23 protein-coding genes and 1 tRNA gene are annotated in these 21,978 nt (G+C 71.1%); 7 read left to right on the top strand and 17 right to left on the bottom strand.

Translation table 11 applies throughout. The features are described from left to right. Positions 1-70: 70 nt before the first annotated feature. Positions 71-775 (bottom strand): copper chaperone PCu(A)C domain-containing protein, encoded by a 705-nt coding sequence (locus ACZ6I3_RS10525; RefSeq protein WP_469413518.1) that lies wholly within the window; start codon positions 773-775, stop codon positions 71-73. A gap of 601 nt (positions 776-1,376) precedes the next feature. Here ACZ6I3_RS10525 and ACZ6I3_RS10520 point away from each other — a divergent pair. The 6 genes from ACZ6I3_RS10520 (at position 1,377) to ACZ6I3_RS10495 (ending at position 7,832) form a co-directional block, all read left to right on the top strand. Continuing rightward, on the top strand, positions 1,377-1,859 hold the full coding sequence (locus tag ACZ6I3_RS10520) for a CarD family transcriptional regulator (protein WP_003953493.1): 483 nt from the start codon (positions 1,377-1,379) through the stop codon (positions 1,857-1,859). Positions 1,860-2,154: 295 nt separating this feature from the next. Continuing rightward, a complete protein-coding gene (gene ispD / locus ACZ6I3_RS10515; RefSeq protein WP_469413517.1) occupies positions 2,155-2,919 on the top strand; it encodes a 2-C-methyl-D-erythritol 4-phosphate cytidylyltransferase in 765 nt (254 codons plus the stop codon). Then, positions 2,909-3,415, top strand: a complete 507-nt coding sequence (gene ispF, locus ACZ6I3_RS10510) for a 2-C-methyl-D-erythritol 2,4-cyclodiphosphate synthase (protein WP_469413516.1) — start codon at positions 2,909-2,911, stop codon at positions 3,413-3,415. The genes ispD and ispF overlap by 11 nt, the downstream gene beginning before the upstream one ends. A gap of 130 nt (positions 3,416-3,545) precedes the next feature. Beyond that, the gene (gene cysS, locus ACZ6I3_RS10505) at positions 3,546-4,943 is read left to right on the top strand and encodes a cysteine--tRNA ligase (protein WP_469413515.1); all 1,398 of its coding nucleotides are present in this window, start codon (positions 3,546-3,548) and stop codon (positions 4,941-4,943) included. A gap of 133 nt (positions 4,944-5,076) precedes the next feature. Beyond that, a complete protein-coding gene (gene rlmB, locus ACZ6I3_RS10500; protein ID WP_469413514.1) occupies positions 5,077-6,012 on the top strand; it encodes a 23S rRNA (guanosine(2251)-2'-O)-methyltransferase RlmB in 936 nt (311 codons plus the stop codon). A 128-nt stretch (positions 6,013-6,140) separates the two neighbouring features. Then, the gene (locus tag ACZ6I3_RS10495; RefSeq protein WP_469413512.1) at positions 6,141-7,832 is read left to right on the top strand and encodes a DoxX family protein; all 1,692 of its coding nucleotides are present in this window, start codon (positions 6,141-6,143) and stop codon (positions 7,830-7,832) included. Positions 7,833-7,919: 87 nt separating this feature from the next. On the opposite strand, the gene ACZ6I3_RS10490 is transcribed toward ACZ6I3_RS10495, so the two are convergent. From ACZ6I3_RS10490 to ACZ6I3_RS10480, 3 genes are all read right to left on the bottom strand, one after another. Continuing rightward, a complete protein-coding gene (locus tag ACZ6I3_RS10490) occupies positions 7,920-8,651 on the bottom strand; it encodes a nucleotidyltransferase family protein (protein WP_469413510.1) in 732 nt (243 codons plus the stop codon). Positions 8,652-8,752: 101 nt separating this feature from the next. Further along, on the bottom strand, positions 8,753-9,208 hold the full coding sequence (locus tag ACZ6I3_RS10485) for a hypothetical protein (RefSeq protein WP_469413508.1): 456 nt from the start codon (positions 9,206-9,208) through the stop codon (positions 8,753-8,755). Between the two features lie 219 nt (positions 9,209-9,427). Next, positions 9,428-10,510: an ABC transporter ATP-binding protein gene (locus ACZ6I3_RS10480; RefSeq protein ID WP_469413507.1), complete on the bottom strand. Its 1,083-nt coding sequence runs from the start codon at positions 10,508-10,510 to the stop codon at positions 9,428-9,430. 238 nt (positions 10,511-10,748) lie between these two features. Between ACZ6I3_RS10480 and ACZ6I3_RS10475 the strand changes: the two genes are divergently transcribed. Next, positions 10,749-10,822, top strand: a tRNA-Thr gene (locus ACZ6I3_RS10475). A gap of 45 nt (positions 10,823-10,867) precedes the next feature. Here the strand turns inward: ACZ6I3_RS10475 and ACZ6I3_RS10470 are convergent. The 13 genes from ACZ6I3_RS10470 to ACZ6I3_RS10410 form a co-directional block, all read right to left on the bottom strand. Beyond that, positions 10,868-12,253 (bottom strand): tyrosine-type recombinase/integrase, encoded by a 1,386-nt coding sequence (locus ACZ6I3_RS10470; protein WP_469413506.1) that lies wholly within the window; start codon positions 12,251-12,253, stop codon positions 10,868-10,870. 72 nt (positions 12,254-12,325) lie between these two features. Then, a complete protein-coding gene (locus tag ACZ6I3_RS10465; RefSeq protein WP_469413505.1) occupies positions 12,326-12,529 on the bottom strand; it encodes a helix-turn-helix domain-containing protein in 204 nt (67 codons plus the stop codon). A 455-nt stretch (positions 12,530-12,984) separates the two neighbouring features. Continuing rightward, complete coding sequence (locus ACZ6I3_RS10460) at positions 12,985-14,460, bottom strand: ATP-binding protein (protein ID WP_469413502.1); 1,476 nt, start codon at positions 14,458-14,460, stop codon at positions 12,985-12,987. A 3-nt stretch (positions 14,461-14,463) separates the two neighbouring features. Continuing rightward, on the bottom strand, positions 14,464-15,312 hold the full coding sequence (locus ACZ6I3_RS10455; RefSeq protein WP_469413501.1) for a bifunctional DNA primase/polymerase: 849 nt from the start codon (positions 15,310-15,312) through the stop codon (positions 14,464-14,466). 87 nt (positions 15,313-15,399) lie between these two features. Next, positions 15,400-15,687: a hypothetical protein gene (locus ACZ6I3_RS10450; protein ID WP_469413499.1), complete on the bottom strand. Its 288-nt coding sequence runs from the start codon at positions 15,685-15,687 to the stop codon at positions 15,400-15,402. An 18-nt stretch (positions 15,688-15,705) separates the two neighbouring features. Then, on the bottom strand, positions 15,706-16,152 hold the full coding sequence (locus ACZ6I3_RS10445) for a hypothetical protein (RefSeq protein WP_469413496.1): 447 nt from the start codon (positions 16,150-16,152) through the stop codon (positions 15,706-15,708). A 147-nt stretch (positions 16,153-16,299) separates the two neighbouring features. Next, positions 16,300-18,387: a plasmid transfer protein TraB gene (gene traB / locus ACZ6I3_RS10440; RefSeq protein ID WP_469413495.1), complete on the bottom strand. Its 2,088-nt coding sequence runs from the start codon at positions 18,385-18,387 to the stop codon at positions 16,300-16,302. A 12-nt stretch (positions 18,388-18,399) separates the two neighbouring features. Further along, complete coding sequence (gene traA / locus ACZ6I3_RS10435) at positions 18,400-18,945, bottom strand: plasmid transfer protein TraA (RefSeq protein WP_469413493.1); 546 nt, start codon at positions 18,943-18,945, stop codon at positions 18,400-18,402. A 17-nt stretch (positions 18,946-18,962) separates the two neighbouring features. Next, positions 18,963-19,460 carry a hypothetical protein gene (locus ACZ6I3_RS10430; protein ID WP_469413492.1) on the bottom strand — a complete coding sequence of 166 codons (498 nt, stop codon included), beginning with the start codon at positions 19,458-19,460 and terminating at the stop codon, positions 18,963-18,965. A 30-nt stretch (positions 19,461-19,490) separates the two neighbouring features. Further along, the gene (locus tag ACZ6I3_RS10425; protein WP_469413490.1) at positions 19,491-19,832 is read right to left on the bottom strand and encodes an RRQRL motif-containing zinc-binding protein; all 342 of its coding nucleotides are present in this window, start codon (positions 19,830-19,832) and stop codon (positions 19,491-19,493) included. Then, positions 19,832-20,839 carry a DUF2637 domain-containing protein gene (locus tag ACZ6I3_RS10420; protein WP_469413488.1) on the bottom strand — a complete coding sequence of 336 codons (1,008 nt, stop codon included), beginning with the start codon at positions 20,837-20,839 and terminating at the stop codon, positions 19,832-19,834. Before ACZ6I3_RS10420 ends, ACZ6I3_RS10425 begins: the two co-directional genes overlap by 1 nt. Continuing rightward, positions 20,836-21,366, bottom strand: a complete 531-nt coding sequence (locus ACZ6I3_RS10415; RefSeq protein ID WP_469413486.1) for a hypothetical protein — start codon at positions 21,364-21,366, stop codon at positions 20,836-20,838. Before ACZ6I3_RS10415 ends, ACZ6I3_RS10420 begins: the two co-directional genes overlap by 4 nt. Further along, complete coding sequence (locus ACZ6I3_RS10410; RefSeq protein WP_469413485.1) at positions 21,363-21,623, bottom strand: DUF6284 family protein; 261 nt, start codon at positions 21,621-21,623, stop codon at positions 21,363-21,365. Before ACZ6I3_RS10410 ends, ACZ6I3_RS10415 begins: the two co-directional genes overlap by 4 nt. Between the last annotated feature and the right edge of the window lie 355 nt (positions 21,624-21,978).

The raw sequence follows: 21,978 nt of genomic DNA, 5'->3' as shown, positions 1-21,978 counted from the left end.
GCCGAAGACGGAAACGGAAGGGGCGGGACCTCCAGGAGGTCCCGCCCCTTCTACTGCTCTCTACGGCCGCTCAGTGCCCGGCGCCCGCGCCACCCGTCGCGCTCGCCGAAGCCGCGTCCGTCGGCGTGGCCGGCGACTCGTGACCGCCCGGGGCCTCACCGGCGGGGCTCTCCGGCGCGCCCGACTCGCCCTCGGCCGGAGAACCGGACGGCGAGCCCGACGGCGAACCGGACGGGGCTCCCGACGCGCCCGGCGCGGCCGGGACCTCGCTAGGGCCCCACTCCTTGAAGTAGTGCTCGGCGGGGACGACGAACGCGCGCAGGCTCACGTCACCGGTCTTGCTGAAGGTGAAGGTGACCTTCTGGGCGTTGCCGTCCTGCACGGCCTCACGGCTGCTCGGCAGCATGGCGGTGGCGTTGCCCTTGCCGCCCACGATCAGCGAGCCGCCGGCCGGGATGCTGAGGCTGCCGCCCTTGGCGGGCTTGAGCTCGGCGGTCTTGCCGGTGCCAGGGATGGTGATGGACTCCAGCGTCTCGGCGGTCTTGCCGGAGTTGAAGAAGGTCGCGGAGATCGCGGCCGGGCCGGTCGACTCCAGGTCGGGCTGGGTGATCACCACGGCGTTCTGGATCTTGATGTCGCCCACGCTGGTCGCCGCGTTGTCCGGCTTGATCTCCAGTGTCTGGGCGCTGTTGCCGGCGCCGCACGCGGCGAGCGAGGCGATCGAGAACGCGACGGCGGCAGCGGCGAGGGCGCCGCGTCGAAGGCTGCTGCTCACGGCGGCGGCAACTCCTTGACTCGAGCAGAGCGGCCGATAAAGCCGCCCTAAGGGTGTGTCAGCAGGCCTCAGGTTACCGAGCCGTTCCCGCACCGCCGCACCCGACCCCCCGGGACCTCTGATCGCACCTGTGTCACAACTGACTCCCACATCACATGTGACTCCTGGGTCACATAGGCGGAGTGCTCGTCCGGCATTCACATAAGAGCCCCGGGGCAGTACCGCAAAATTTCCGTGAAGGAATGCGCGGAGCACCTCGGAATTGATCACCGACGGCCCGCCCGGAGGGTTCGTGATCAATTCCGGATTCGACGGGAACCCGGCTCGGGCCGCCGAACGGAGTAGCGGAAGTCGATCATACGGAACGGGACATATCGGGATGTTCGGCCATCTGGAGGGGGCTTCGGATACGTGTAACGTACGCGTTTCGCTCACCCCGGACAGCCGCTCCCACCTGCGAATACCTTCTTCCATCCCCTGGGCGAAGCACGTTCCTGTCGGACTTGTCAAGCCCCGAGATATGCCCTGACCTGCGAAAACGCCATTCAGAACCCGCAGTTTCCGTGTTACCCTGGATAGCCACGGAAGGGGTACCTGTCACATGACGTTCAAGGTTGGCGACACCGTGGTCTATCCCCATCACGGGGCCGCGCTGATCGAGGCTATCGAAACTCGCCAGATCAAAGGCGTGGACAAGACCTACTTGGTGCTGAAGGTCGCCCAGGGCGACCTGACGGTACGTGTGCCAGCGGACAATGCGGAGTTCGTCGGCGTGCGTGATGTGGTCGGTCAGGACGGGCTGGACCGGGTCTTCGAGGTGCTGCGCGCGCCGTACGCCGAGGAGCCCACGAACTGGTCCCGTCGATACAAGGCAAACCTGGAGAAGCTCGCCTCCGGCGATGTCATCAAGGTCGCGGAAGTGGTGCGTGACCTGTGGCGTCGTGAGCGCGAGCGTGGACTCTCCGCAGGCGAGAAGCGCATGCTCGCCAAGGCCCGCCAGATTCTGGTGAGCGAACTCGCCCTCGCGGAGAACACCAACGAGGACAAGGCCGAGGCCCTGCTCGACGAGGTACTCGCCTCCTGAGGCGAAGCCCGTCGATCAGCACTCTGCTTGACGCTTGATCAACGCTGCACACCGAAATGCCGCGGTGCCCGATGACGAATTTCCTGTCGCCGGGCGCTGCGGCATGTTCGTACTCGGATGCCGGTGCACCGCCGCCCCGGGATGTGTTATCACTCACGACCCGGTTGATTTGGCGTGCCGGGCCCGGGCAGCCGGCTCGACCAGCGTCACGGAAGGGTCCGGTCGAGCGCGTCGCGCCCGGCACTCCTCCAGGCCATACCCACGCCAGGCCAGCACACAAACCTGACAGGAACCGATGTCTGACGAATCACGCCCTGAGCCGCCGGCCGCCCCCGCGGCAGCCCGTACGGCGGCCGTGATCCCGGCCGCCGGCCGCGGTGTACGGCTCGGCCCGGGCGCCCCCAAGGCGCTCCGCGCCCTGAGCGGCACCCCCATGCTCATCCACGCGGTCCGCGCGCTGGCCGCCTCCCGCGCCGTCTCCCTGGTCGTCGTCGTGGCCCCGCCCGACGGTGCCGCCGAGGTCAGGTCGCTGCTCGACGCGTACGCGCTGCCCGAGCGGACGGACTTCCTCGTCGTCCCGGGCGGGCAGACCCGCCAGGAGTCCGTGAAGCTCGGCCTGGACGCGCTGCCGTCCGGCCACGACATCGTCCTGGTGCACGACGCGGCCCGCCCGCTGGTCCCGGTGGACACCGTCGACGCCGTGATCGAGGCCGTACGGGACGGCGCCCCGGCCGTGGTCCCGGCGCTGCCGCTCGCCGACACCGTCAAGCAGGTCGAGCCCGCCCGGGCCCCCGGCGAGCCGGAGCCGGTCGTCGCCACGCCGGAGCGCGCGCTGCTGCGTGCCGTGCAGACCCCGCAGGGCTTCGACCGGGCCACGCTGGTCAGGGCACACGAGACGGTGACCGGCGAGGTCACCGACGACGCCGGCATGGTCGAGCAGCTCGGCCTCACGGTCGTGGCCGTGCCCGGGCACGAGGAGGCCTTCAAGGTCACCCGCCCCCTGGACCTGGTCCTCGCGGAGGCGGTCCTGGCCCGCAGGAGGCTCAACGATGGCTTCTGACGAACCCCGCTACGAGCCCCCGCTCCCCCAGGTCGGCATCGGCACCGACATCCACGCCTTCGAGGAGGGCCGCGAGCTGTGGTGCGCCGGCCTGAAGTGGGAGGGCGAGGGCCCGGGCCTGGCGGGCCACTCCGACGCGGACGTCGTAGCCCACGCCGCCTGCAACGCCCTCTTCTCCGCCGCGGGCCTCGGTGACCTGGGGCAGCACTTCGGCACGGGCCGCCCCGAATGGTCCGGCGCGTCGGGCGTCACGCTGCTGACCGAGGCCGCCCGCATCGTCGGCGAGGCCGGCTTCCGTATCGGCAACATCGCGGTGCAGGTCGTGGGCCCGCGACCGAAGATCGGAAAGCGGCGGGACGAGGCCCAGAAGCTGTTGTCGGAGGCGGCGGGCGCGCCGGTATCCGTGTCGGGAGCGACCACGGACGGCCTCGGCTTCCCCGGCCGGGACGAGGGCCTCATGGCGGTGGCGACGGCGCTGGTCGTGAAGCGCGGATGACCGGTCCGGCTTCTGGGGGGCGCGGGGCTGTGTCTGTTGTGCGGCTCCGCCGCATGGGCGCGACAAGCCCCCACGGACCCGCACTCGAGAACGGTGCCGTACATACGCCCCGGCCTACTACCCTGGTGTCGTGACTATTCGCCTGTACGACACCAGCGCCCGGCAGATCCGTGACTTCACCCCGCTCCAGCCGGGTTGCGTCTCGATCTACCTGTGCGGTGCCACCGTGCAGGCCGCCCCGCACATCGGCCACATCCGCTCCGGCCTGAACTTCGACATCATGCGCCGCTGGTTCGAGTACCGCGGCTACGACGTCACGTTCGTGCGCAACGTCACCGACATCGACGACAAGATCATCGCCAAGTCGGCCGACCAGAACCGCCCCTGGTGGTCCATCGGCTACGAGAACGAGCGCGCGTTCAACGACGGCTACGACGCCCTCGGCTGCCTCCCGCCGACCTACGAGCCGCGTGCCACCGGCCACATCACCGAGATGGTCGAGATGATGCGCGGCCTCATCGAGCGCGGGCACGCCTACGAGGCCGACGGCAACGTCTACTTCGACGTGCGCTCCTTCCCGGGCTACCTGGAGCTGTCCAACCAGGAGCTGGACAACCTCCAGCAGCCGTCCGGCGCCGGCGAGACCGGCAAGCGCGACCCGCGTGACTTCGCCATGTGGAAGGCGGCGAAGCCGGGGGAGCCCAGCTGGGAGACGCCGTGGGGCCGCGGCCGCCCTGGCTGGCACCTGGAGTGCTCGGCGATGGCGCACAAGTACCTCGGCACCGCGTTCGACATCCACGGCGGCGGCCTCGACCTGGTCTTCCCGCACCACGAGAACGAGATCGCCCAGGCCAAGGCCTACGGTGACGAGTTCGCGCGGTACTGGTTGCACAACGCCTGGGTCACCATGAGCGGCGAGAAGATGTCCAAGTCGCTCGGCAACTCGGTGCTGGTCAGCGAGATGGTCAAGCGCTGGCGGCCCATCGTGCTGCGCTACTACCTCGGCACCCCGCACTACCGCTCGATGATCGAGTACAGCGAGGAGGCGCTGCGCGAGGCCGAGTCGGCGTTCGCGCGGATCGAGGGCTTCGTGCAGCGCGTGGTGGAGAAGGCCGGCGTCGTCGAGCCCTCCGCCGAGGTGCCGCTCGCCTTCGCCGAGGCCATGGACGACGACCTGGGCGTGCCCCAGGCGCTCGCCGTGGTGCACACCACCGTCCGGCAGGGCAACAGCGCGCTGGCCGCCGACGACAAGGAAGCCGCCGTGGCCCGGCTCGCCGAGGTCCGCGCGATGCTCGGCGTCCTCGGCCTCGACCCGCTCGCCGAGCACTGGGCCGGGGAGGGCGACCGCGGCGAGGACCTGCACGGCGTGGTCGACACGCTGGTGCGTATGGTCCTCGACCAGCGCGAGGCCGCCCGGGCCCGCAAGGACTGGCCCACCGCGGACGCCATCCGCGACCAGCTGGGGCAGTCCGGCCTGGTCATCGAGGACGGTCCGCAGGGTCCGCGCTGGAGCCTCGGCCCCCGCTGAGACAAGGCCCACGGCTGATCGACTGTGCCGCCCGGGCCTCCGGGCGGCACACTGCATAGACGTAACAACAGGCATAGACGTAACAGACGTACGCAGACGTACGTACGAACCACTTCACGGAGACGGGTAGCTCATGGCCGCGAACAACCGCCGCATGTCCGGCAAGAAGGGCGCGCAGGTCGGCAGTGGCGGCAAGCGGCGCCGGGGCCTGGAAGGCAAGGGGCCGACGCCGCCCGCCGAGGCGCGCAAGGGGCACGCCAAGCAGCGCGCCGCGCAGGCCAAGTCGCGCCGCGCCCAGAGCCGCACCAAGGGCCCGCGCGCCAAGGGCACCTCGGAGCTGGTCGTCGGGCGCAACTCCGTCGTCGAGGCGCTGCGCGAGGGCGTGCCGGCCTCCACGCTGTACGTACAGCAGTTCATCGACAGCGACGAGCGGGTGCGCGAGGCCCTGCAACTCGCCGCCGAGCGCGGGGGCATCAACCTCATGGAGGCGCCGCGCCCCGAGCTCGACCGGATGACGAACGGGCTGAACCACCAGGGCCTCGTGCTCCAGGTCCCGCCGTACGAGTACGCCCACCCCGAGGACCTCGCCCGCGCCGCGGCCGACGAGGGCGTGGACCCGCTGATCGTCGCGCTCGACGGGGTGACCGACCCGCGCAACCTCGGCGCGGTCGTCCGGTCCGTCTCGGCCTTCGGCGGGCACGGCGTCGTCGTACCCGAGCGGCGGGCCGCCGGGATGACCGCCGGTGCCTGGAAGACGTCCGCCGGCGCCGCCGCCCGTACGCCCGTCGCCCGCGTCACCAACCTGACGCGCGCGCTGGAGGCGTACAAGAAGGCCGGCATCGTGGTCGTCGGCCTCGCCGCCGACGGTGAGGTCGAACTCGGCGATCTCGAGGCCCTGGGCGGGCCCGTCGCCATCGTCGTCGGGAGCGAGGGCAAGGGACTGGGCCGGCTGGTCGGCGAGACGTGCGACTACCGGGTGCGGATCCCCATGCCGGGCGGCACCGAGTCCCTCAACGCCGGTGTGGCGGCGGGGATCGTGCTGTACGAGGCGGCGCGCCGACGCCGCTGAACAGGCATCCGGCACTTCACCCGAACGGGGTAATTCGGGGGGTGGTGGGGCGACAAGGACAAGCTTGACGGGGTCCGGACAGATCCGGCCGGTCAAAGCAGTGTCCTATCGCGACGTCACTCGGTTAGATGAGTGTGGACACCAGAACACCCCGCACTCCCACGGGGGACCGCTCGTCGGGACTCGACGACGCTCCCGCGCTGAGCATGGTGAAGGTGCCGAGCGACCCGGCGCAGGTCATCGTCAATCACGCGAGTTTCCGCGTGCAGTTGGGCGTCTCGACGCGTCGCGTCCAGTCCCCCCGGGTCGCACGGCATCTGACCGCCAGCGAGGGCACCGCCCGCATCCCCGTCGCCACCGCCGGGGGCGGGGCGGACGGGGCCGCCGCCCGCCGCCGGCCCGTCGTCTGGAGCGGCAGATCCGCGCCCGACGACACCGGCGCCCACCGGCTCCTCCAGGCCGTGCGGCACGAGAGCATCCGCCACACCGAGGAGCCCACCGCCGACGCAGGCGCCACCCAGGTCATCTCCCGCCCGTCCACCGGCCACGGGAACACGGGCTACGGCGGCCCCGGATACCAGGGCGACGGCTACGGCGCCGGCTACGCGGACGACCTCGACCAGACGGTCGAGACTCCCGTCGTCGGCCCCCAGCGCACCCACTCCGACGGCGCCCGGCTGCTGCCTCCGATGCGCACCGTCGGCAGCACCTACGACGAACCCGCCTACGCGGAAGAGGACTTCGACGACCTCGCCGCCGACCCGGACGGGACCGGGCGGGCCTCCAGGCGGCACGGCGACGACCCGGCGCGGCACGCCTACTATCCGGGCCGCCGGATGAACCTCGGCGTCGTCCTGCTCCCGCTGCGCGTGTTCCTCGGCTTCATCTCCGTCTACGCCGGCATGGGCAAGCTGTGCGACCCCGTCTACTTCGACGGCGGCAAGCGCGGCTCCATGGTCACGTGGCTCAACACCCTGCACCCCTGGGAAGTCGCCGAGCCCCTGCGCCAGTTCGCCCTGCAGCACCCGGTCGGCTCCGGGCTGGTCATCGCCTTCGCCCAGGTCATCGTCGGTGTCCTGACGGTGCTCGGCTGCTGGCAGCGCGTCGCCGCGGCCTTCGGCGCCCTGCTCTCGGCCGCGCTGCTGGTCACCGTCAGCTGGAAGAGCGTCCCCGCCTACGAGACCCCCGACATCATCTACCTCGCCGCCTGGTCCCCGCTGATCATCGCCGGCGCCCCCGTCTACTCCGTCGACGGCCGACTGGCCGGCAGCGCCTGGCGCCGCCTCGGGCCCCGCGCCGACATCTGGGACCTGCGCAGCTACGTGCTGCGCCGCGGCGCCCTCGTCACCGCCATCGCCGCCGGACTCACCCTGCTGGTCGGTTCGCTGCTCGGCGGCGCCGTCCGCGACGCCGACCGGGTCGTCGTCCCCGGCCCCGGTGAGGCTCCGCGCAACGAGCTGCCGGGCTCCCCGCTCCCGGGCGAACCCAAGCGGCAGGAGAAGCGGACCCCGTCGGCGTCCACGTCGCCCACCCAGGGCGCCACGGCCGGCTCGGCCAGCCCCACCGCGGGCACCACGACCCGGCCGGACGCCACCCGGGGCAGCGGCACCGTCACCGGCGGTTCGCCCAGCCAGACCCAGGGCAGCACGGGCCAGGCCCCGCCCCGGCAGTCCTCCCCGGCCGACGAGGCACCGACCACGACCTCCGGCCCCACGTCCGGCGGCTCCACGACGGGCGGCGGCTCCGGCTCGACCGGCGGCGGTACCGGGGAAGGCTCCTCCTCGGGCCAGCCGGGCCTGGTGGGCGGCCTGCTGGGCTAGCCGGCCAACCGCGAAGCGGGAGAGACAGGAGAGGGGCCCCGCACCGTCACGGTGCGGGGCCCCTCTCCTTGTCTCCTGGGCGCGTTCTCAACGGCCCGTGGCGGCCAGCTCCTTCGCCGCCTCCGTCAGGTCCTTCGCCGTGTCGATGGCACGCCAGTAGGACCCCTGAGGGATCGTGAAACCGGCCAGCCGCTGCTCCCGGGCCAGCCGGGGGAACGTCGTCCGCTCATGGTCACCCCGCTGCGGCAGCAGCCCCGCGAACTCGGGGGAGAAGACGTAGACACCCGCGTTGATCTCGAAGGTCGACGGCGGGGCCTCGATGAAGTCGGTGATGTGGCCGAAGCCGTCCGTCTTCACCGCGCCCCAGGGCAGGCGGGGCCGGGCCAGGGCGAGCGTCGCGATCGCGTCCCGCTCGGCGTGGAAGTCGGCCATGTCACGCAGCGAGAACCGGGTCCAGATGTCGCCGTTCGTGGCGTACCAGGGCTGGTCCGGGTGGGGAAGGTGCGCCGCGGCGTACTTGAGGCCGCCGCCGCGGCCGAGGGGCTCCGACTCCACGACTGTGGTGACGGAGACCGGCAGATCGGCCGTGTCCAGCCACGTCTGCAGTACCTCGGCGAGGTGGCCGCAGGAGACCACCACGTCCGTCACGCCCTCCTCGGCGAGCCAGGACAGCTGATGGCCGATGATCGGCGTCCCCGTCCCGGGGATCTCGACCATCGGCTTGGGCCGGTCGTCGGTGTACGGACGCAGCCGGGAGCCCTGGCCGCCGGCCAGAACGACGGCTTGAACGGGGCGGGACGCGGCGCTCGGATCGCTCATGAGACCGAACTGTACGGTGCGTCCCGCCCGGGAAAAGCGGCGGACGAGGGGTTCCCGCGTCTGCCGTTATCGACTGCCCACCTGGTGGCAGGGCGGTGCGCTCAGCTGTGTGCGGCGGCGACGCCGGTGGCGAAGGCGGTGTCGCAGACCGGGCGGGCGTAGGACTGGGCGCGGGTCGGGCCGTAGACCCGGACGGCGGCCTGGCCGAGGGCACGTGCGAGGGAGGCGCAGTGCCGGGCCAGCGACGGGCGGTCGTCGACGGCCTGCTGGAGGTGGGTGAGGGCGACGCCCGGGTTCTCCTGTTGCAGCTCGGTCAGCAGCTTGTCGCGCAGGACGTCCTGCGGAGCCCGCTTGGCGGCGCGCGAGGTGCCGGCGGAGGTGGCCGTGTCCGCTGCGGTGAGCACCGGGTCGGAGGAGCCCCCCGTCCAGTTGACTCGGCTGACCGCGAGGGTCCCGGAGAGCACCAGGACGACGGGCAGGACGAAAGCGAGGGTGCGGCCGATCCGGCGGGCGGGGCCCCGGCCGCGTCGCGTCTGTTGGGTAGTGGAGTGCTTCACGCGTGTGAGGGTAGCGCGGGGTGATGGAATGTAGACATTTAGTCACCGGTTCGGGGGATGAGAGAGGGCCCTTTTCCGGGTAAGGGGTTGACGCACACTGCTCGAAACGTCCGGTCTGCCGGGGTATTTGTCGACAACGAAGAAGGCCCCGCAGCGCTCTGCGGGGCCTTCTTCGTCAACCCGGGTGAATTATCCGAGGTCGGGTGTTTGCGGTTGCCGTCAGTCGGACAGGCGCGCGCCCGTCGACGTCGAGAACACGTGGGTCTCGCCGGAGCGGGGCACGATGTGCAGCTGGCTGCCCTTCTCCGGGACCTCACGGCCGCTGACGCGGACGACGAGGTCCTTGGAGTCGTCGCCGACCTTCGCGGTGCCGTAGACGTAGGCGTCGGCGCCGAGCTCCTCGACGACGTTCACGGTGACCGCGAGGCCCTGCTCGGCGTCCGACACGTCGAAGTGCTCGGGGCGGACGCCCACGGTGACGGTCTTGTCGGTGGCGGCGGCGATCGCGTCGCGCTGCACCGGGACGACCGACTTGCCGAACTTCACGCCGCCGTCGGTGATCGGCACCTCGACCAGGTTCATCGCGGGGGAGCCGATGAAGCCGGCCACGAAGAGGTTGGCGGGCTTGTCGTACATGTTGCGCGGGGTGTCGATCTGCTGGAGCAGACCGTCCTTGAGGACCGCCACACGGTCGCCCATCGTCATGGCCTCGACCTGGTCGTGGGTGACGTAGACGGTGGTGATGCCGAGGCGGCGCTGCAGGCTCGCGATCTGCGTACGGGTGCTGACGCGGAGCTTGGCGTCCAGGTTGGACAGCGGCTCGTCCATGAGGAACACCTGCGGCTCACGCACGATGGCGCGGCCCATGGCGACACGCTGGCGCTGACCGCCGGAGAGCGCCTTCGGCTTGCGGTCCAGGTAGTCGGTGAGGTCGAGGATCTTCGCGGCCTCCTCGACCTTCTGCCGGATCTCCGCCTTGTTGACGCCGGCGATCTTGAGCGCGAAGCCCATGTTGTCGGCGACGGACATGTGCGGGTAGAGCGCGTAGTTCTGGAACACCATGGCGATGTCCCGGTCCTTCGGCGGCAGGTGCGTGACGTCGCGGTCGCCGATGCGGATGGCGCCGGCGTTGACGTCCTCGAGCCCCGCGAGCATGCGGAGCGAGGTGGACTTGCCGCAGCCGGACGGGCCGACGAGGACGAGGAACTCGCCGTCCTCGATGTCGATCTCCAGCGCGTCAACAGCGGGCTTGTCGGTGCCCGGGTAGATCCGGGTCGCCTTGTCGAACGAGACAGTGGCCATGATGAGTGAACCCCTTCTACCGGCAGGAACGTGCCGGACGATCCGAGTAGGAAGGCGGTGCCACGACGGGCATTCCGTTGTGGTGTAGTCCACGCGTGTGAACTGGCTCAGGACCGTACCTGGCGTTCACCTGGTCTGTCAGTACCTCCGCCCCTGTGAACTTCGCGGAAATTTTCGACGGGGCCCCTCGGGGACCTGGGTACACTGCTCGGGCACGTGCGGGTGCCTACCCGTACGGGCCTCCTTAGCTCAGATGGCCAGAGCAACGCACTTGTAATGCGTAGGTCGTCGGTTCGAATCCGACAGGGGGCTCTGGTGAACCCCAGGTCAGATGTCCTCTGACCTGGGGTTTTTTCGTCAGCGGATGCGGCGGCGACGCTGCGCGCGGGCTGCTCGCCGGTCGCTGGTCTCAGTCCTGGTCTCAGTCGGGGGTGCCGGGGCAGGCATGAACGCGTCTCCCATGCGGCGCATCGCGGCCTTGGCGAGGTGGGATCGGCCCTTGACGTACCGGCGGGTCTGGCCGATCTGGGAATGGCGGAGGATCTCCATGATCGTGGGGAGGTCGACGCCCAGCTCGTTCAGGATCGTGCCGGCGGTGTGGCGGCTGCCGTCGTGCTGGCGCCGGTCGTCGATGCCGGCCTCTTCGAGCAGCTCCTTGAACTCCTCCCAGTCGTCGCGGGGGTCGATTGGCCGGCCGTCCGGCCGGGTGAAGAGCGCGTCGTGCTCCTGCCACTCGTCTCCGGCCGCGGTGCGCATCTCCTCCTGCTGCGCCTTGTGCTCCAGCAGGTACGGGATGAAGGGCGGCGGGATGGGCACGGAATTCCGGCTCTTCTTGGTTTTGGGTCGGGTGAAGACGAGTCCGCCGCCCTTGCGGTCGGGGCATGTACTGGCGTGCTTCGCGCAGTCTTTCGGGCACGGCTTGGGGCAGCCGCGCTTGTAGCTCTTGTGCGTCTTGCAGTTGGGCGGGCAGGGGGCGAATCGGTGCAGTCGCTCCCCACAGGCATGGGGGTCCGTGCAGCCGTGGCGCCAGGTGAGGCGCTGAAGCTGCCACTGGGGGTGGAACAGCTCGTTGTCGAGGTCGACGTACTTCCACCGGAATCCCAGGGCTTCGCCCTGCCGGAATCCCATGCCGACGCCGACGACCCAGCGCATGAAGGTGGGCCGCTTGGCGGCGGCCTCCAGGAATGCCTTTGCCTCCTCGATCGAGAACGGGTTCGTCTCCGTCTCGTCGACGGTCGGCGGGTCCACGAGGGTGGCCACGTTCTCGACGATGATCCGGCGACGGTGGGCGATCTTCAGGGCGCGGGAGAGGATGCGGTGCACCTTGAGGACGTGGGACTCCGCGTGCCCGGCGTCGAGCATCTTCCGGTACATCCGTTCCAGGTGCTCCGGCTGGAGCTTGTCGATCCGGTGCTGCCCGATGCCGGGGATGATGTCGTTTCGGGTCTTGGACCAGTAGTCGTCCAAGGAACGGGGCTTGAGCTTCAGGCTCGCGATGTCGGTCAGGTAGGTGGTCATCCACTGGGCGACGGTCGGCTTGCGGCCGGCTTTGGGGGCGCGGCCCTTGTCGCGTAGGTCCTCCAGCTCGCGAACCTTGCGCTTGATCGCGGGCTCGGACTTGGCGCGTCGGTGACGCCGGTCGGGGCTGCCGTCGTCCTTGACGCCCATGGTGACGCGGCCGTGCCACCAGCCGTCGCTGCCCAGGTAGATGGACGACTCCATGTTCGGCTTGCGGGGGCTCAACGTGCTCCTCCATACGGAAGGCGCCCCCGGACCGTGGGGTCCGGGGGCGCCTTGGGCTGGGTGCGGTGTGGGTCAGTGGGAGATCGGTTCGAGGCTGTTGACGTACGCCTCCAGGTCGCTGCGACGTATGCGGCGGGAGCGACCTCGCTTGACGTACCTCAAGGTTCCTTCGGCCATCAGCTCGTAGATGGTGGAGCGGCCGAGAGCGAGCGCTTCGGCAGCCTCTTCGGGCTTGTACAGGAGTCGGTCGACGGGTACAGCAGCCGCGGTGCTCATCCGGGTGTCTCCTTGAGGGGAGGGTCCTGGGTGCTTTTCAGGGGTCGTGTGTGTCCGAGGTGGGGATTCCTGCGTCATCTGCGTCATCTGCGTCATTCGGGGGTCTGACCTGCGGTTTCAGGGTGACGCAGGAAGCTGGGGGTGTGTCACCGGTGACGTAGACCTTCGTCACCGAGTGACGCGGGTGACGCGGGGTGACGCAGGATCCGGCCGTCTGCGTCACCACTGTTTGGGCAGGTCAGTGGCCGTTTTCGGGGTGTGGGTGACGCAGGTGACGCAGCGTCTTCCTACTTCGGACAAAAGAGGGGGGTGGTGTCTGTTGTGGTGCGCGGCTCAGAGCGTGAAGAAGGAGCCGCTTCGCGGCGCGACCGCAGGGCGGCGCCGCCGCCGAACAGCAAGAAGAGCACGCGGGGCCGGGTGCTCTTCTTGCTGTTGCGGGCGAGTGCGCCGCGCGGTCAGAAGGCCGCTTCCTGCTCCGGCTCGGCCGGTGCGGCGGGCCGCGCGATCTCGATGTAGCGGGACGCCTTGGTGCGTCCCCAGTCGATGAGCACGCCCCGGGCGGCGAGGGTGGGTTGAAGGCGCTTGAGGCGGTCGGAGAGCACCTTGCCGGTGGTCGGCCACCCTTTGGGCAGGGGGCGGAAGTCCTCGCCCGTGTAGAGGCCGGTGAGGCAGTGCAGCCACTCAGCAGACGTCATCCGCTGCTCGCCGCCTGGGTCGATGCCGGCGGCGTGCTTGAGGACGGTCTGCGCGAGCAGGTCGCCCTCGATGACGTCGTCGTTGAGGTCGTCCAGGCTGGCCCGGTAGGCGGCCAGCGCCCCGAGACCGGTGGCCGCGTCGAGCTGTGCGCACAGGTGCGCGAAGTCGGCCATGCGCAGGTCGGTGGGGATGTCCGCATCGGCCGCGCGTACCTGCACGGTGAGGTCCAGGAGTGAGCCGAGGATGACGGGCAGCACTTCGGCGAAGTCGGCCCACAGGTCCGCTTCGGTGCGGCGGACGCGGGGGCGTTCCAGGCGCAGGGGAAGGAGCCGTTCGGCGAGGTCGGGTTTGATGACGCCGACGTCGATGCCGGTCAGGAGCAGGGGGCGGCGGTAGCCGACGCGGAAGACGTCCCCGTCGGTGAACAGGGCCCGCTTGACGTCCTCGGCTCCGGTGACGATGCGGCACATCGCGTCGGACATGTCGGGGGTCATGTGGGAGAGGTTGTCCAGGGCGGTGACCCATCCGGCGGCCACGGCCGTGGTCAGGTTCTCCTCGTCCTTCGGGGCCCGGCGCAGGTCCCCGCTCATCCCCTCCACGACCCTGACGAGCATCCGCCCACCGGTGGACTTGCCCGCACCCTGCGGGCCGGTGAGGAACGGGGCCGGGACCGGGACGGACGGTTCGAGGCAGCCGACCAGCCACGCGATGGCTAGGCACTCGGTTTCCGCGGTGGCGAAGTTGCACAGCCTGAGCAGCGCGTCGATGCCCTTGCCGTCGGTGTCCTTGACCGGTACGGGCAGTTCCCCGGTGAGCTGGGTGCGCCGCCAGCAGACCTCACGCGGGTCGGGGACGGTGAGGTCCCAGCCGGTGGGGTGGATGCGCACGGACAGGCCGTCGGCGCGCCCGAGGTCCAGCCAGGTGGCTCCGTCGTGGCCGGGGGCGACGCGGATGTGCACGGCCTGTACGTCCTCGGTTAGTGCGAGTGCTTCGATCAGGTCGAGCGCCTCCTTCAGGGCGGTGCCGTTGAACACGCCGATGCCGTCGCGGAACATGCCGACCATGAGTTCCTGGCGGTGGCTGCCCGTGGTGCCCTGGGAGCGGATCGGGCGGGCCACGGGGTGGCCCTTGCGCTGCGCGTACACGGTGCCGTCGGCGGTGCGGAAGTAGCGGAAGTGGGATCGCGCGTAGTCGGTGATGACCTCGCGGCCGGGGGTCTTGTCGTCGTCGGACACGGGTCACAGTCCCAACGTGGTGCGGGCGTTGGTCCACGCCTCGGTGCAGTGCCGGGCCGTCTCGCCCTTGGTCTGCGCGGCGGTGAACAGCCGGTTGACGTGGGTGTCGGTGAGGCAGCCGCACCGGCCGTGCGTGGACAGCACCGCCAGGAACGTCCCGTACACGGTGGAGTGGATCGCGCTGCGGGCGGCGGTGATGCGCTGCACGGCCATGGCGATGCCGCGTTCCAGGAAGGCGGGCGTGCGGTGCGGGCACTGCCCGCCGCCGGACCGTGCGGGCACGGAGGCGGAGAGGGGCGCCGGCCGGGCGGCGGGCGGTTCCTTCATGGCCAGCGCGCGGACGGTGTCGGGCAGGTCGGTCATGGTGCCTGTGCCGGGACCGAGGTAGCGGGCGTAGGACATGGTCGACTTGATGTCGACACCGGGCCGAACGGCGTTGTGGGACGCCATGGCGCCCTGGTAGATCCAGTGCTCACCGCGCGTCGTCTGCACGGTCCGTGTGGCGGGCAGGGTTGCCCGGGCCCAGTCGACGGCCGCCGCGTCGTCGAGGTCGACGACGGTCAGCCCGGCGGCGCCGGGGTGGTAGGCGACGCAGACGGCCCGCTGCCACGCAGCCATCCAGGCCGGAGAGGCGAGGACGGCCGGATCGGTGGTGGCGGCGGCCCACGCGTGGCAGACACCCGGGCACTGGCACGGCCCGGCGGTCTTCATGTTCGGCCGGCCGCCGCACGCGTTGTTCGCGCACTGGTGGCAGTTGGCGAAGGGTGCCTTGCCCGGGCGCAGGGGCAGCACGGGGAGTCCGGCGGCGGCCAGGTTGAGTGCCACTCGCCGGAGGGGGGTCTGTTGGGTCATGCTGGGAGACCTCCAACGGGTCTGTTGATGGCAGGTTGGACCAGGGCGGCCCCGGTCTTTGGCGAGAGGGGGCCGCCCTGGGCGTAGCTAGAAGGGCGGTTCGTTGCTGTAGCCGCCGGGCGCCCACGGGTCGCTGTCAGGGCGACGCCGGCGCATCCAGCGCGGCAGGCGCGGAAGGGACAGCAGGATCACGGCCCACTGCGTCCAGCACGAGCAGGGCTCCCAGTGGGTACCGGCGTACTCGCCGGTGTGGTCGCCGTAGTCGTGCGCGATGCCGCCCTCTCCTCGGCACTCGGGGCAGTCGGGGCGAGGGGTGTCGGACAGAGCCAGGGCCCGACGGGGGCAGTGGGTGACCTTGATGCGGAGTCGGATCACGGGTGTCGGCCTCCTTGGTCAGCCGTAGAACTTGTTCCGCTTGATCACGGCCTTGCGGATGTTGACCGTGGTCCCGCCGCCGTGGCCGCCCGTGCTGAACACCATCGCGGCGATCCAGCCGCCGAAGCAGACGGCGGCGAGTGTGATGAGCTGGGTGACGAACGCGGTCAGGGCCGCGATGAACGAGGTGAGCAGCAGCAGGCCGCCGCACACAGCGAGGAACCCGACGCCCCCGAGGGCGACGTTCACCGCCGTCCGGGACACGGGCTGCTTGGCGACCACCGGTTCGGGCTGGGCGGGGTTGATGGCGTAGCCGGTGACGACCCGTCCGTCGGGCAGGACCACGCTCGCCACCGCCGGGACGTGGCCCGGCTGGACTGTGGCGACCGGTGTGGCCGGCGGGTGAACGGTGATCGGTTGCGGGTGGTGGACTTCGACGGCCGTGGGCCGGTTGGGGTCGTTCATCGGGCCTCCCTGGGATGTCGGCGGGCCCGCGCCACGGTGGTGGCGCGGGCCCGTGCGGGTTGGGGTGTCAGCGGGTGGTGTCAGAGGTGCGTGACACCGCGTGTGCCTAGGGGTTTGGGTGTCAGCCGGGCGTGACGGTGTCAGGTGTCACGCGGCCGTCAGGGCGGGGACGATGCGCCACCGGCCGGTGGTGTTCGTTGCCTCCAGACGGCCCTCCAGGGCGGCCTCCTTGAGCCGTGCGGAGACCCACGGCCGGGAGAGGTTGTTGCGGTCGCACCAGTCCATGAAGTCCTTCGGGCCGACGACCATGTGCCCGGCCCGCTCGAACTCCTCCAGCGCCTGAGCGAACAGCCGCCGGGCTTCCTCCGGTGACGGCTTGCGGCCACTGTCCTGCCCGAAGATCGGGGCGTCGTCGCCCTGCTCGGGCTCGGGGAGTTCGGCCTCGGGGTCGATGTCGGCGTCCTCGAGGTCGACGAGCGGCCCGTATCCGGTGTCGTCGTCCATGTCGTCCTCCGCCGTGGCGGCGTGCCCGGGGGCACCGTCCGGGGTGGGGCGGCCGGTGTAGGCGTTTCCGGCGACGCTGGACGCGGCGCCGGCGGTGACGGGGTCGGCCTCGGCGCCGTTGCGTTGGGCCCAGTCGGCGAGGACCTCCATCCGGGACACCGCGTCGCGGCCGAACCCCCACGTGCGGCCCGGTGAGGCGTAGCGGGTCTCGTCGATGCCGGGGGTGACCAAGTAGCAGTAACCGGGGCGGCGGTTTCCCCAGGCGCCGGGGTGGGCGCCCGCGTCCAGGACCGTGTCGGGCAGGGAGAACGACTCGTCACGCGGGTCGCAGCCCAGCGCGATCACCGACGGCAGAGAGGCCCGGGTGCTGGTGGACATCTGGTCGTACGAGGGCCGCTGAAGCGACACGATCAGCGAGACGCCGGCGGAGCGTGCCTCCTGGGCGATGCCGGTGAACGCGTCGTCCCCGAGGCTGCGCAGCGTGCTGGCGGCCTCCTCCATCCACGCCACCAGGTACGGCATACCGTCGCAGCCACAGGCCCGGCCGTCCGCGCGGCACGAGTGCTTCGGGTCGTTCTGCGCTTCGGCAGCCGCGGGGATCCACTGCCGGTAGTTGTGCTGGCCCAGCCAGCGCGTGCGGGCTGGGATGACGGCCTGGATCGCTTCCACCATGACCTCGGTGGGGGTCCCGCCCTCGGCGGCCCAGTCGATGCCGGGCAGCAGCGGCCTAAAGTCCTGGAACATCTTCGGATCCGACAGCCACAGCAGCACATCCCGCCGAGACAGAATCTCCGTCTGCAGGTTGAGGGCGGTCTCGCCCTTGCCGGACCCGGTGCCGCCGGCGACGAGGACGTGGGTGCCGTTGCGGCCGGCGTCGGGGTCGCCGGGCAGCCACAGGAACATCGGGGAGCCGTCGTCGTAACGGCCGATCACCAGCGGATCGGCGATCGAACCGCCCAGGTTCGACGGACCCTCCCAATAGGCGGCCTCAGCGAGCATGTCCTCAGGCACGATGACCAGGTCCCCGCGCCGGTTGGAGTCGCCATCGGGCTGGTAGCGCACGGCCGAGGTGGGCAGGTCGAGGGCGGAGGCGATCCGGGCCAGGGCCTTGGACACGTCGTCGTTGGTCTGCTCACCGGCCTCCACCGCGAGCGGGGCGGTGACCCGGTTGGGCTCCACCTTGGCGTTGCCGATCTGCGCACGCGCCAGCCCCACCTTCTCCAGCAGCCCCTTGTCACCGCTCTCGCCGGCGGGGGCGTCGTTGCGGCGCAGGACCATGCGGATGTTCCACGACAGCGCCAGCGCCGGCGCGCCCATCAGGTACAGGTCGGGCAGCGGGCCCGCCGTCGGGCCGGCCAGGCACGCGGCCGTGGTCCACGCGGACGCGGACGCAACCGTGATCGCCGAGTGCAGGCGCCGCTGGGCGGTGGTGGACTTGCCCATCCACCACGTGGCCCCGGTCAGAGCGACGGAAGCGAGGGTCAGGCCGACCCCGGCCGCCGCGCTCTCCTCCCACTTCAGGCTCCCCAGTCCGCCGGCGATGCCGATGCCGGCGGCGGCCAGCCACGGCGGAAGGTGCGGCATCGCCCGGGACAGGAGGTAGGCGCCCACCCCACCGCCACCGCCGGCGGACTGGCCGGGCAGGAGACCGGGGCCGGTGTAGTCGGCGACCAGGCCGTTGTCGAGGAAGTCGGTGTGCCGCACACGGCGGCCGTAGCTGTTCCTTGCCATGGGGTGGCCTCCTTACTGCTGGGCCCAGTTCATGACCGGCTGCTGAGGCTTCCGGGCACGGTGACGGACACGGTTGATCTCTTCCTCGAACTCCTGCTGGAACGTCGCGTAGCAGGCGGCGGCGTTCTTCGCCGCGCTGCGCAGATCATCGGCAGCTTTGTTCATCTTCCGGGCGACCTTCGCCGCGCGGATCCGGGAGCCGAACGCCCGCCCGTCGGGGTCCGGCACGGCCGCGAGCACGCCCTTGAGGATCTCGGTGCCCATGGCGACCTCGATCGACAGCGTCACGGCCGCCGCCCGCAGGGTGTTGCAGTAGTTGCGCACCTGCGCGGGGGAGCTGAAGTCCGGGGCGGGGAGCAGGGCTTCGGCGTGCGGGCGGCGCCCGTTCGAGCCGGCCGCGCGCTTGTTGTTGTTCACGGTGACGTTGATAGGCGGGACCATCGAGCCTCCCAGCGCCCCGACGAACCCGCCGGCGGCTGCCCCGGCGTTGGCGAACTTGCCGGTCTTGGGGTCGTTCACGGGCCCGCGCGCACGCTGGCCGTTGGTGTTCTGCGCCATCAGACGATCTCCTCAGGTCAGCGGGACGGGCGGATGATGAGCCACGCGGTCTGGGCGGCGATCAGGATGAGCAGCCACAGCAGCGCGAGCGTGCCGTTCAGCGGCCCGAACCCGGCGGCCAGCGCCAGCCACACAGCGGCGGCCGTGGCAAGCACGGCCAGGCCAATGCGCCAGCCAAGCGCGGCGGCGCGGGCCGGGCGGCGGCGCTGCATGACCAGCAGCCACACCACCGGCACGGCCGCCACGGGGGCGACGACGAGTGCGGACCACCAGGCGATGGCGTGCAGCAGCCCGGCCACCAGGAACGCGAGCACGGACAGGCCGGTCGGGGCGAGCGCGCGGCGGAACGTCCACAGGCCACGGCCTATGAAGCCGAGGGCTTCGCGGGTCAGGGAGGGGCGTTCGGGGACGACGATCACGAACGGGTCGGAGCGCCGGCCACGCTGGCGCGGGATACGGACGGTGTGGACACCCGCCGCCGTCTTCACGGAGCGGGTACGGGTACGGCTGGACACAGCGAAACTCCCGGTGAAGTCGAAAGGGGTTCAGGCGGCGGCGCACTGTTCGTCGGGGTAGGCGCACGGGGCGCACATGCCGAGCGAGGGCGGGATGACGTATCCGGCATCCCGCCGGCACTCGGGGCAGATGCGGCGAGCGGCGTTGGCCTTGGCCAGGGCGGCCCACTTCGCGGGCGTCATCGGCCGGACCGGCTTGGCCTGCTCGATGAGGTAGAGGTAGGCGACCAGCGGGCCGCGGTGGCGCCGCGGACGCTCCAACTGGCCGGCCACGTCCTGCCCGCCGGGTCGCAGCCCGAGGGCCCGGAGTTGGCGGCGCGTGGCCAGCCCGTCCGGGGCCAGGCGCCACCGGTAGACGGGGAGGCTGGCCATCAGTTGCCCGCGATGGCCAACTCAGCCCCGCCGGTGCCGGGGTCGCGGTGCTCGGCGTAGCGCTGGGAGACCCAGCCGACCGACCAGCCGCACAGCTCCGCCGCCTGGCGCACCGACAGGCCCGACTCGAACCCGGCCGCTACGATCCGGCGCGCCTCGACCTCCGGCAGCTTGGCCTCGGCCGGGCCGCGCTCCAGCAGAGCGGCGCGTTCACGGGCCACACGCTCCTGGCGGTCACGGTGTTCACGCTCCGCCTGCTCGGCACGCTCGCGCTGCTCGGCCTCAGCCTGCTGCCGGGCCTGCTGTTCACGGCGCAGCCGTTCCTGTTCATGCCGTTCACGCTCGCGTTCACGGCGTTCACGAGCCTCCCGCTCGGCAGCCTCGGCCCGCTGTCGGGCCTCACGCTCCTCGCGCCGCTGCCGCTCCTCCCGCTCCGCCTGCTCGCGGGCGATGCGGGCCTCGTGCTCACACTGTTCACGGGCCAACTGCGCGGCGTGCTCGCGCTCCTCGCGGGCCTCGGCACGGGCCTGCTCGGCACGCTCCCGGGCCTGCTGCTCGCGCCGCTCCCGCTCGGCTCGCTGCTGATCCTCCAGGGCCGCCACGGCGGCGGCGATCGCCCGCCGGTAGGCCAGGCTGGTCTCCGCTGTGACGATCAGCAGCAGCGGCGCCACCGAGTGCACTGCCACGCCGACCAGGTCTTTCTTCAGCGCGGAATCGGCCGTGTTGAGCGCCAGGGTCATCAGGCCGGTCATCCACCGCAGCGTGATGGGCCAGCGTCCGCCGTTGCCGCCCAGACGGGCCAGCACGTCATCGAGCTTCACCACGATGACGACTGCTGCGTCCACCACGAGGGGCAGGATCGGCGCTGTCCAGTCCCACTTCTCGGCCGTGTGCGCGGCCATCAGCGGCGTGACGGTGAGGATCGAGTACAGCGTCGCCCCGCACACGATCAGCCACGTCCCGCCCGATAGGGCGCGCTCTGCTGAACGCGTCTGAACACTGTTCACGCTGCCCCCTCGATCAGCTTCGGGGCGGGCATGCGAGCGCGGCGGAAGCCGTTGGAGGAGGCGTTGTAGATGAACGCCTCACACCGCCACTTGCACTCGGCGGCCGGGCGTTCACCGGAGGGCACCCACCCGTCCGGGTCGGCGCCGTGGGTGGCGGTGTCGGCGTAGGCGTCCTCGCGGGAGGCGTAGACGGTGTGCGGCTCGCCGTAGTGCAGCAGGACCGTCAGCGTCCGCCCCTCCAGTGACTCACCCTCCAGCTCGGCTCGCAGCCGGCGGATCTCAATGTCCTTCAGCAGCAGCTCCTGCTGCGCGGCGGACAGCTCATCCATCGCACCGGTCAGGAGCTCGCCCACCTCGTCCGCGGCAGCCTCCGCCCGCTCCGCGCGATCGGTGACGGCGAAGAGCTCCCGCACATACCGGCCGAACGCCTCGTTCGCCGCCCCACTGATCTGCCGGGCGCACCCGCGGGCCGTGCTCGCGTCGGCCTCCAGCCGTTCCAGGCGGGCCGCGGTGACGATGCGGATCACGCCGCCTCCCCCGGGGCCAGGCGGTTGGCCAGCGCCACGCGCTCGGCCAGCACCTTGTGCACAGCCTTGCGCAGACGCCCACGGTCCAGCTGCGTCGGCGTCCGGTCCATCAAGGCGATACGGACGTCCAGCAACTCGACCTCCGCCTCGATGAGCGGCGTCTCGTACGCGATGGCGGACAGCTCCGCAGCCGACGGCTCGCGGTCCTGCTCGTTCACGTCGATGTCGGACAGCGGGTGAAGGGGGACAATCTTCATGGGTCGTGTTCCTCTCGAAGGGTGAACGGCCCGAGCGCGGCCCCCGGGTGGCACCCCGGGGGCCGCTTGCCGTTGAAGCCGGGTTGTCTCGGCTCCCCGCGCCCCGCCCGTACGGACTCCGCACGATGTGCGGGCCTGGACGGGCGAGGGAGGCAACCGGCCGCAGCGCTAGCCGCTGCGATGGCAGGTAGAGAGCGGACCGGTTCGGCCGCGAGCGAGCGTTCCGCTCACGGACCCGGTTTGCGTACTGGCGCCCGCCGGCCGGTCCGACACGGCGGCGCCCAAAGTCTTCGTCGGTGCACTGGAATGCCTCTCAGGTGAGATCAACAGGGATGAATCACTGCAAGGGGGACCA

The sequence above is a fragment of the Streptomyces sp. NPDC041940 genome, from assembly GCF_055589465.1.
This window is presented reverse-complemented; position numbering and strand designations above follow the sequence as displayed.

Coding starts and splice junctions, on each gene's coding strand:
- ACZ6I3_RS10520 (WP_003953493.1), top strand. CDS start 1,377: ATGACGTTCAAGGTTGGCGACACCGTGGTCTATCCCCATCACGGGGCC.
- ispD (WP_469413517.1), top strand. CDS start 2,155: ATGTCTGACGAATCACGCCCTGAGCCGCCGGCCGCCCCCGCGGCAGCC.
- ispF (WP_469413516.1), top strand. CDS start 2,909: ATGGCTTCTGACGAACCCCGCTACGAGCCCCCGCTCCCCCAGGTCGGC.
- rlmB (WP_469413514.1), top strand. CDS start 5,077: ATGGCCGCGAACAACCGCCGCATGTCCGGCAAGAAGGGCGCGCAGGTC.
- ACZ6I3_RS10495 (WP_469413512.1), top strand. CDS start 6,141: ATGAGTGTGGACACCAGAACACCCCGCACTCCCACGGGGGACCGCTCG.
- ACZ6I3_RS10490 (WP_469413510.1), bottom strand. CDS start 8,651: ATGAGCGATCCGAGCGCCGCGTCCCGCCCCGTTCAAGCCGTCGTTCTG.
- ACZ6I3_RS10480 (WP_469413507.1), bottom strand. CDS start 10,510: ATGGCCACTGTCTCGTTCGACAAGGCGACCCGGATCTACCCGGGCACC.
- ACZ6I3_RS10465 (WP_469413505.1), bottom strand. CDS start 12,529: ATGAGCACCGCGGCTGCTGTACCCGTCGACCGACTCCTGTACAAGCCC.
- ACZ6I3_RS10455 (WP_469413501.1), bottom strand. CDS start 15,312: ATGACCCAACAGACCCCCCTCCGGCGAGTGGCACTCAACCTGGCCGCC.
- ACZ6I3_RS10445 (WP_469413496.1), bottom strand. CDS start 16,152: ATGAACGACCCCAACCGGCCCACGGCCGTCGAAGTCCACCACCCGCAA.
- traB (WP_469413495.1), bottom strand. CDS start 18,387: ATGGCAAGGAACAGCTACGGCCGCCGTGTGCGGCACACCGACTTCCTC.
- traA (WP_469413493.1), bottom strand. CDS start 18,945: ATGGCGCAGAACACCAACGGCCAGCGTGCGCGCGGGCCCGTGAACGAC.
- ACZ6I3_RS10425 (WP_469413490.1), bottom strand. CDS start 19,832: ATGGCCAGCCTCCCCGTCTACCGGTGGCGCCTGGCCCCGGACGGGCTG.
- ACZ6I3_RS10410 (WP_469413485.1), bottom strand. CDS start 21,623: ATGAAGATTGTCCCCCTTCACCCGCTGTCCGACATCGACGTGAACGAG.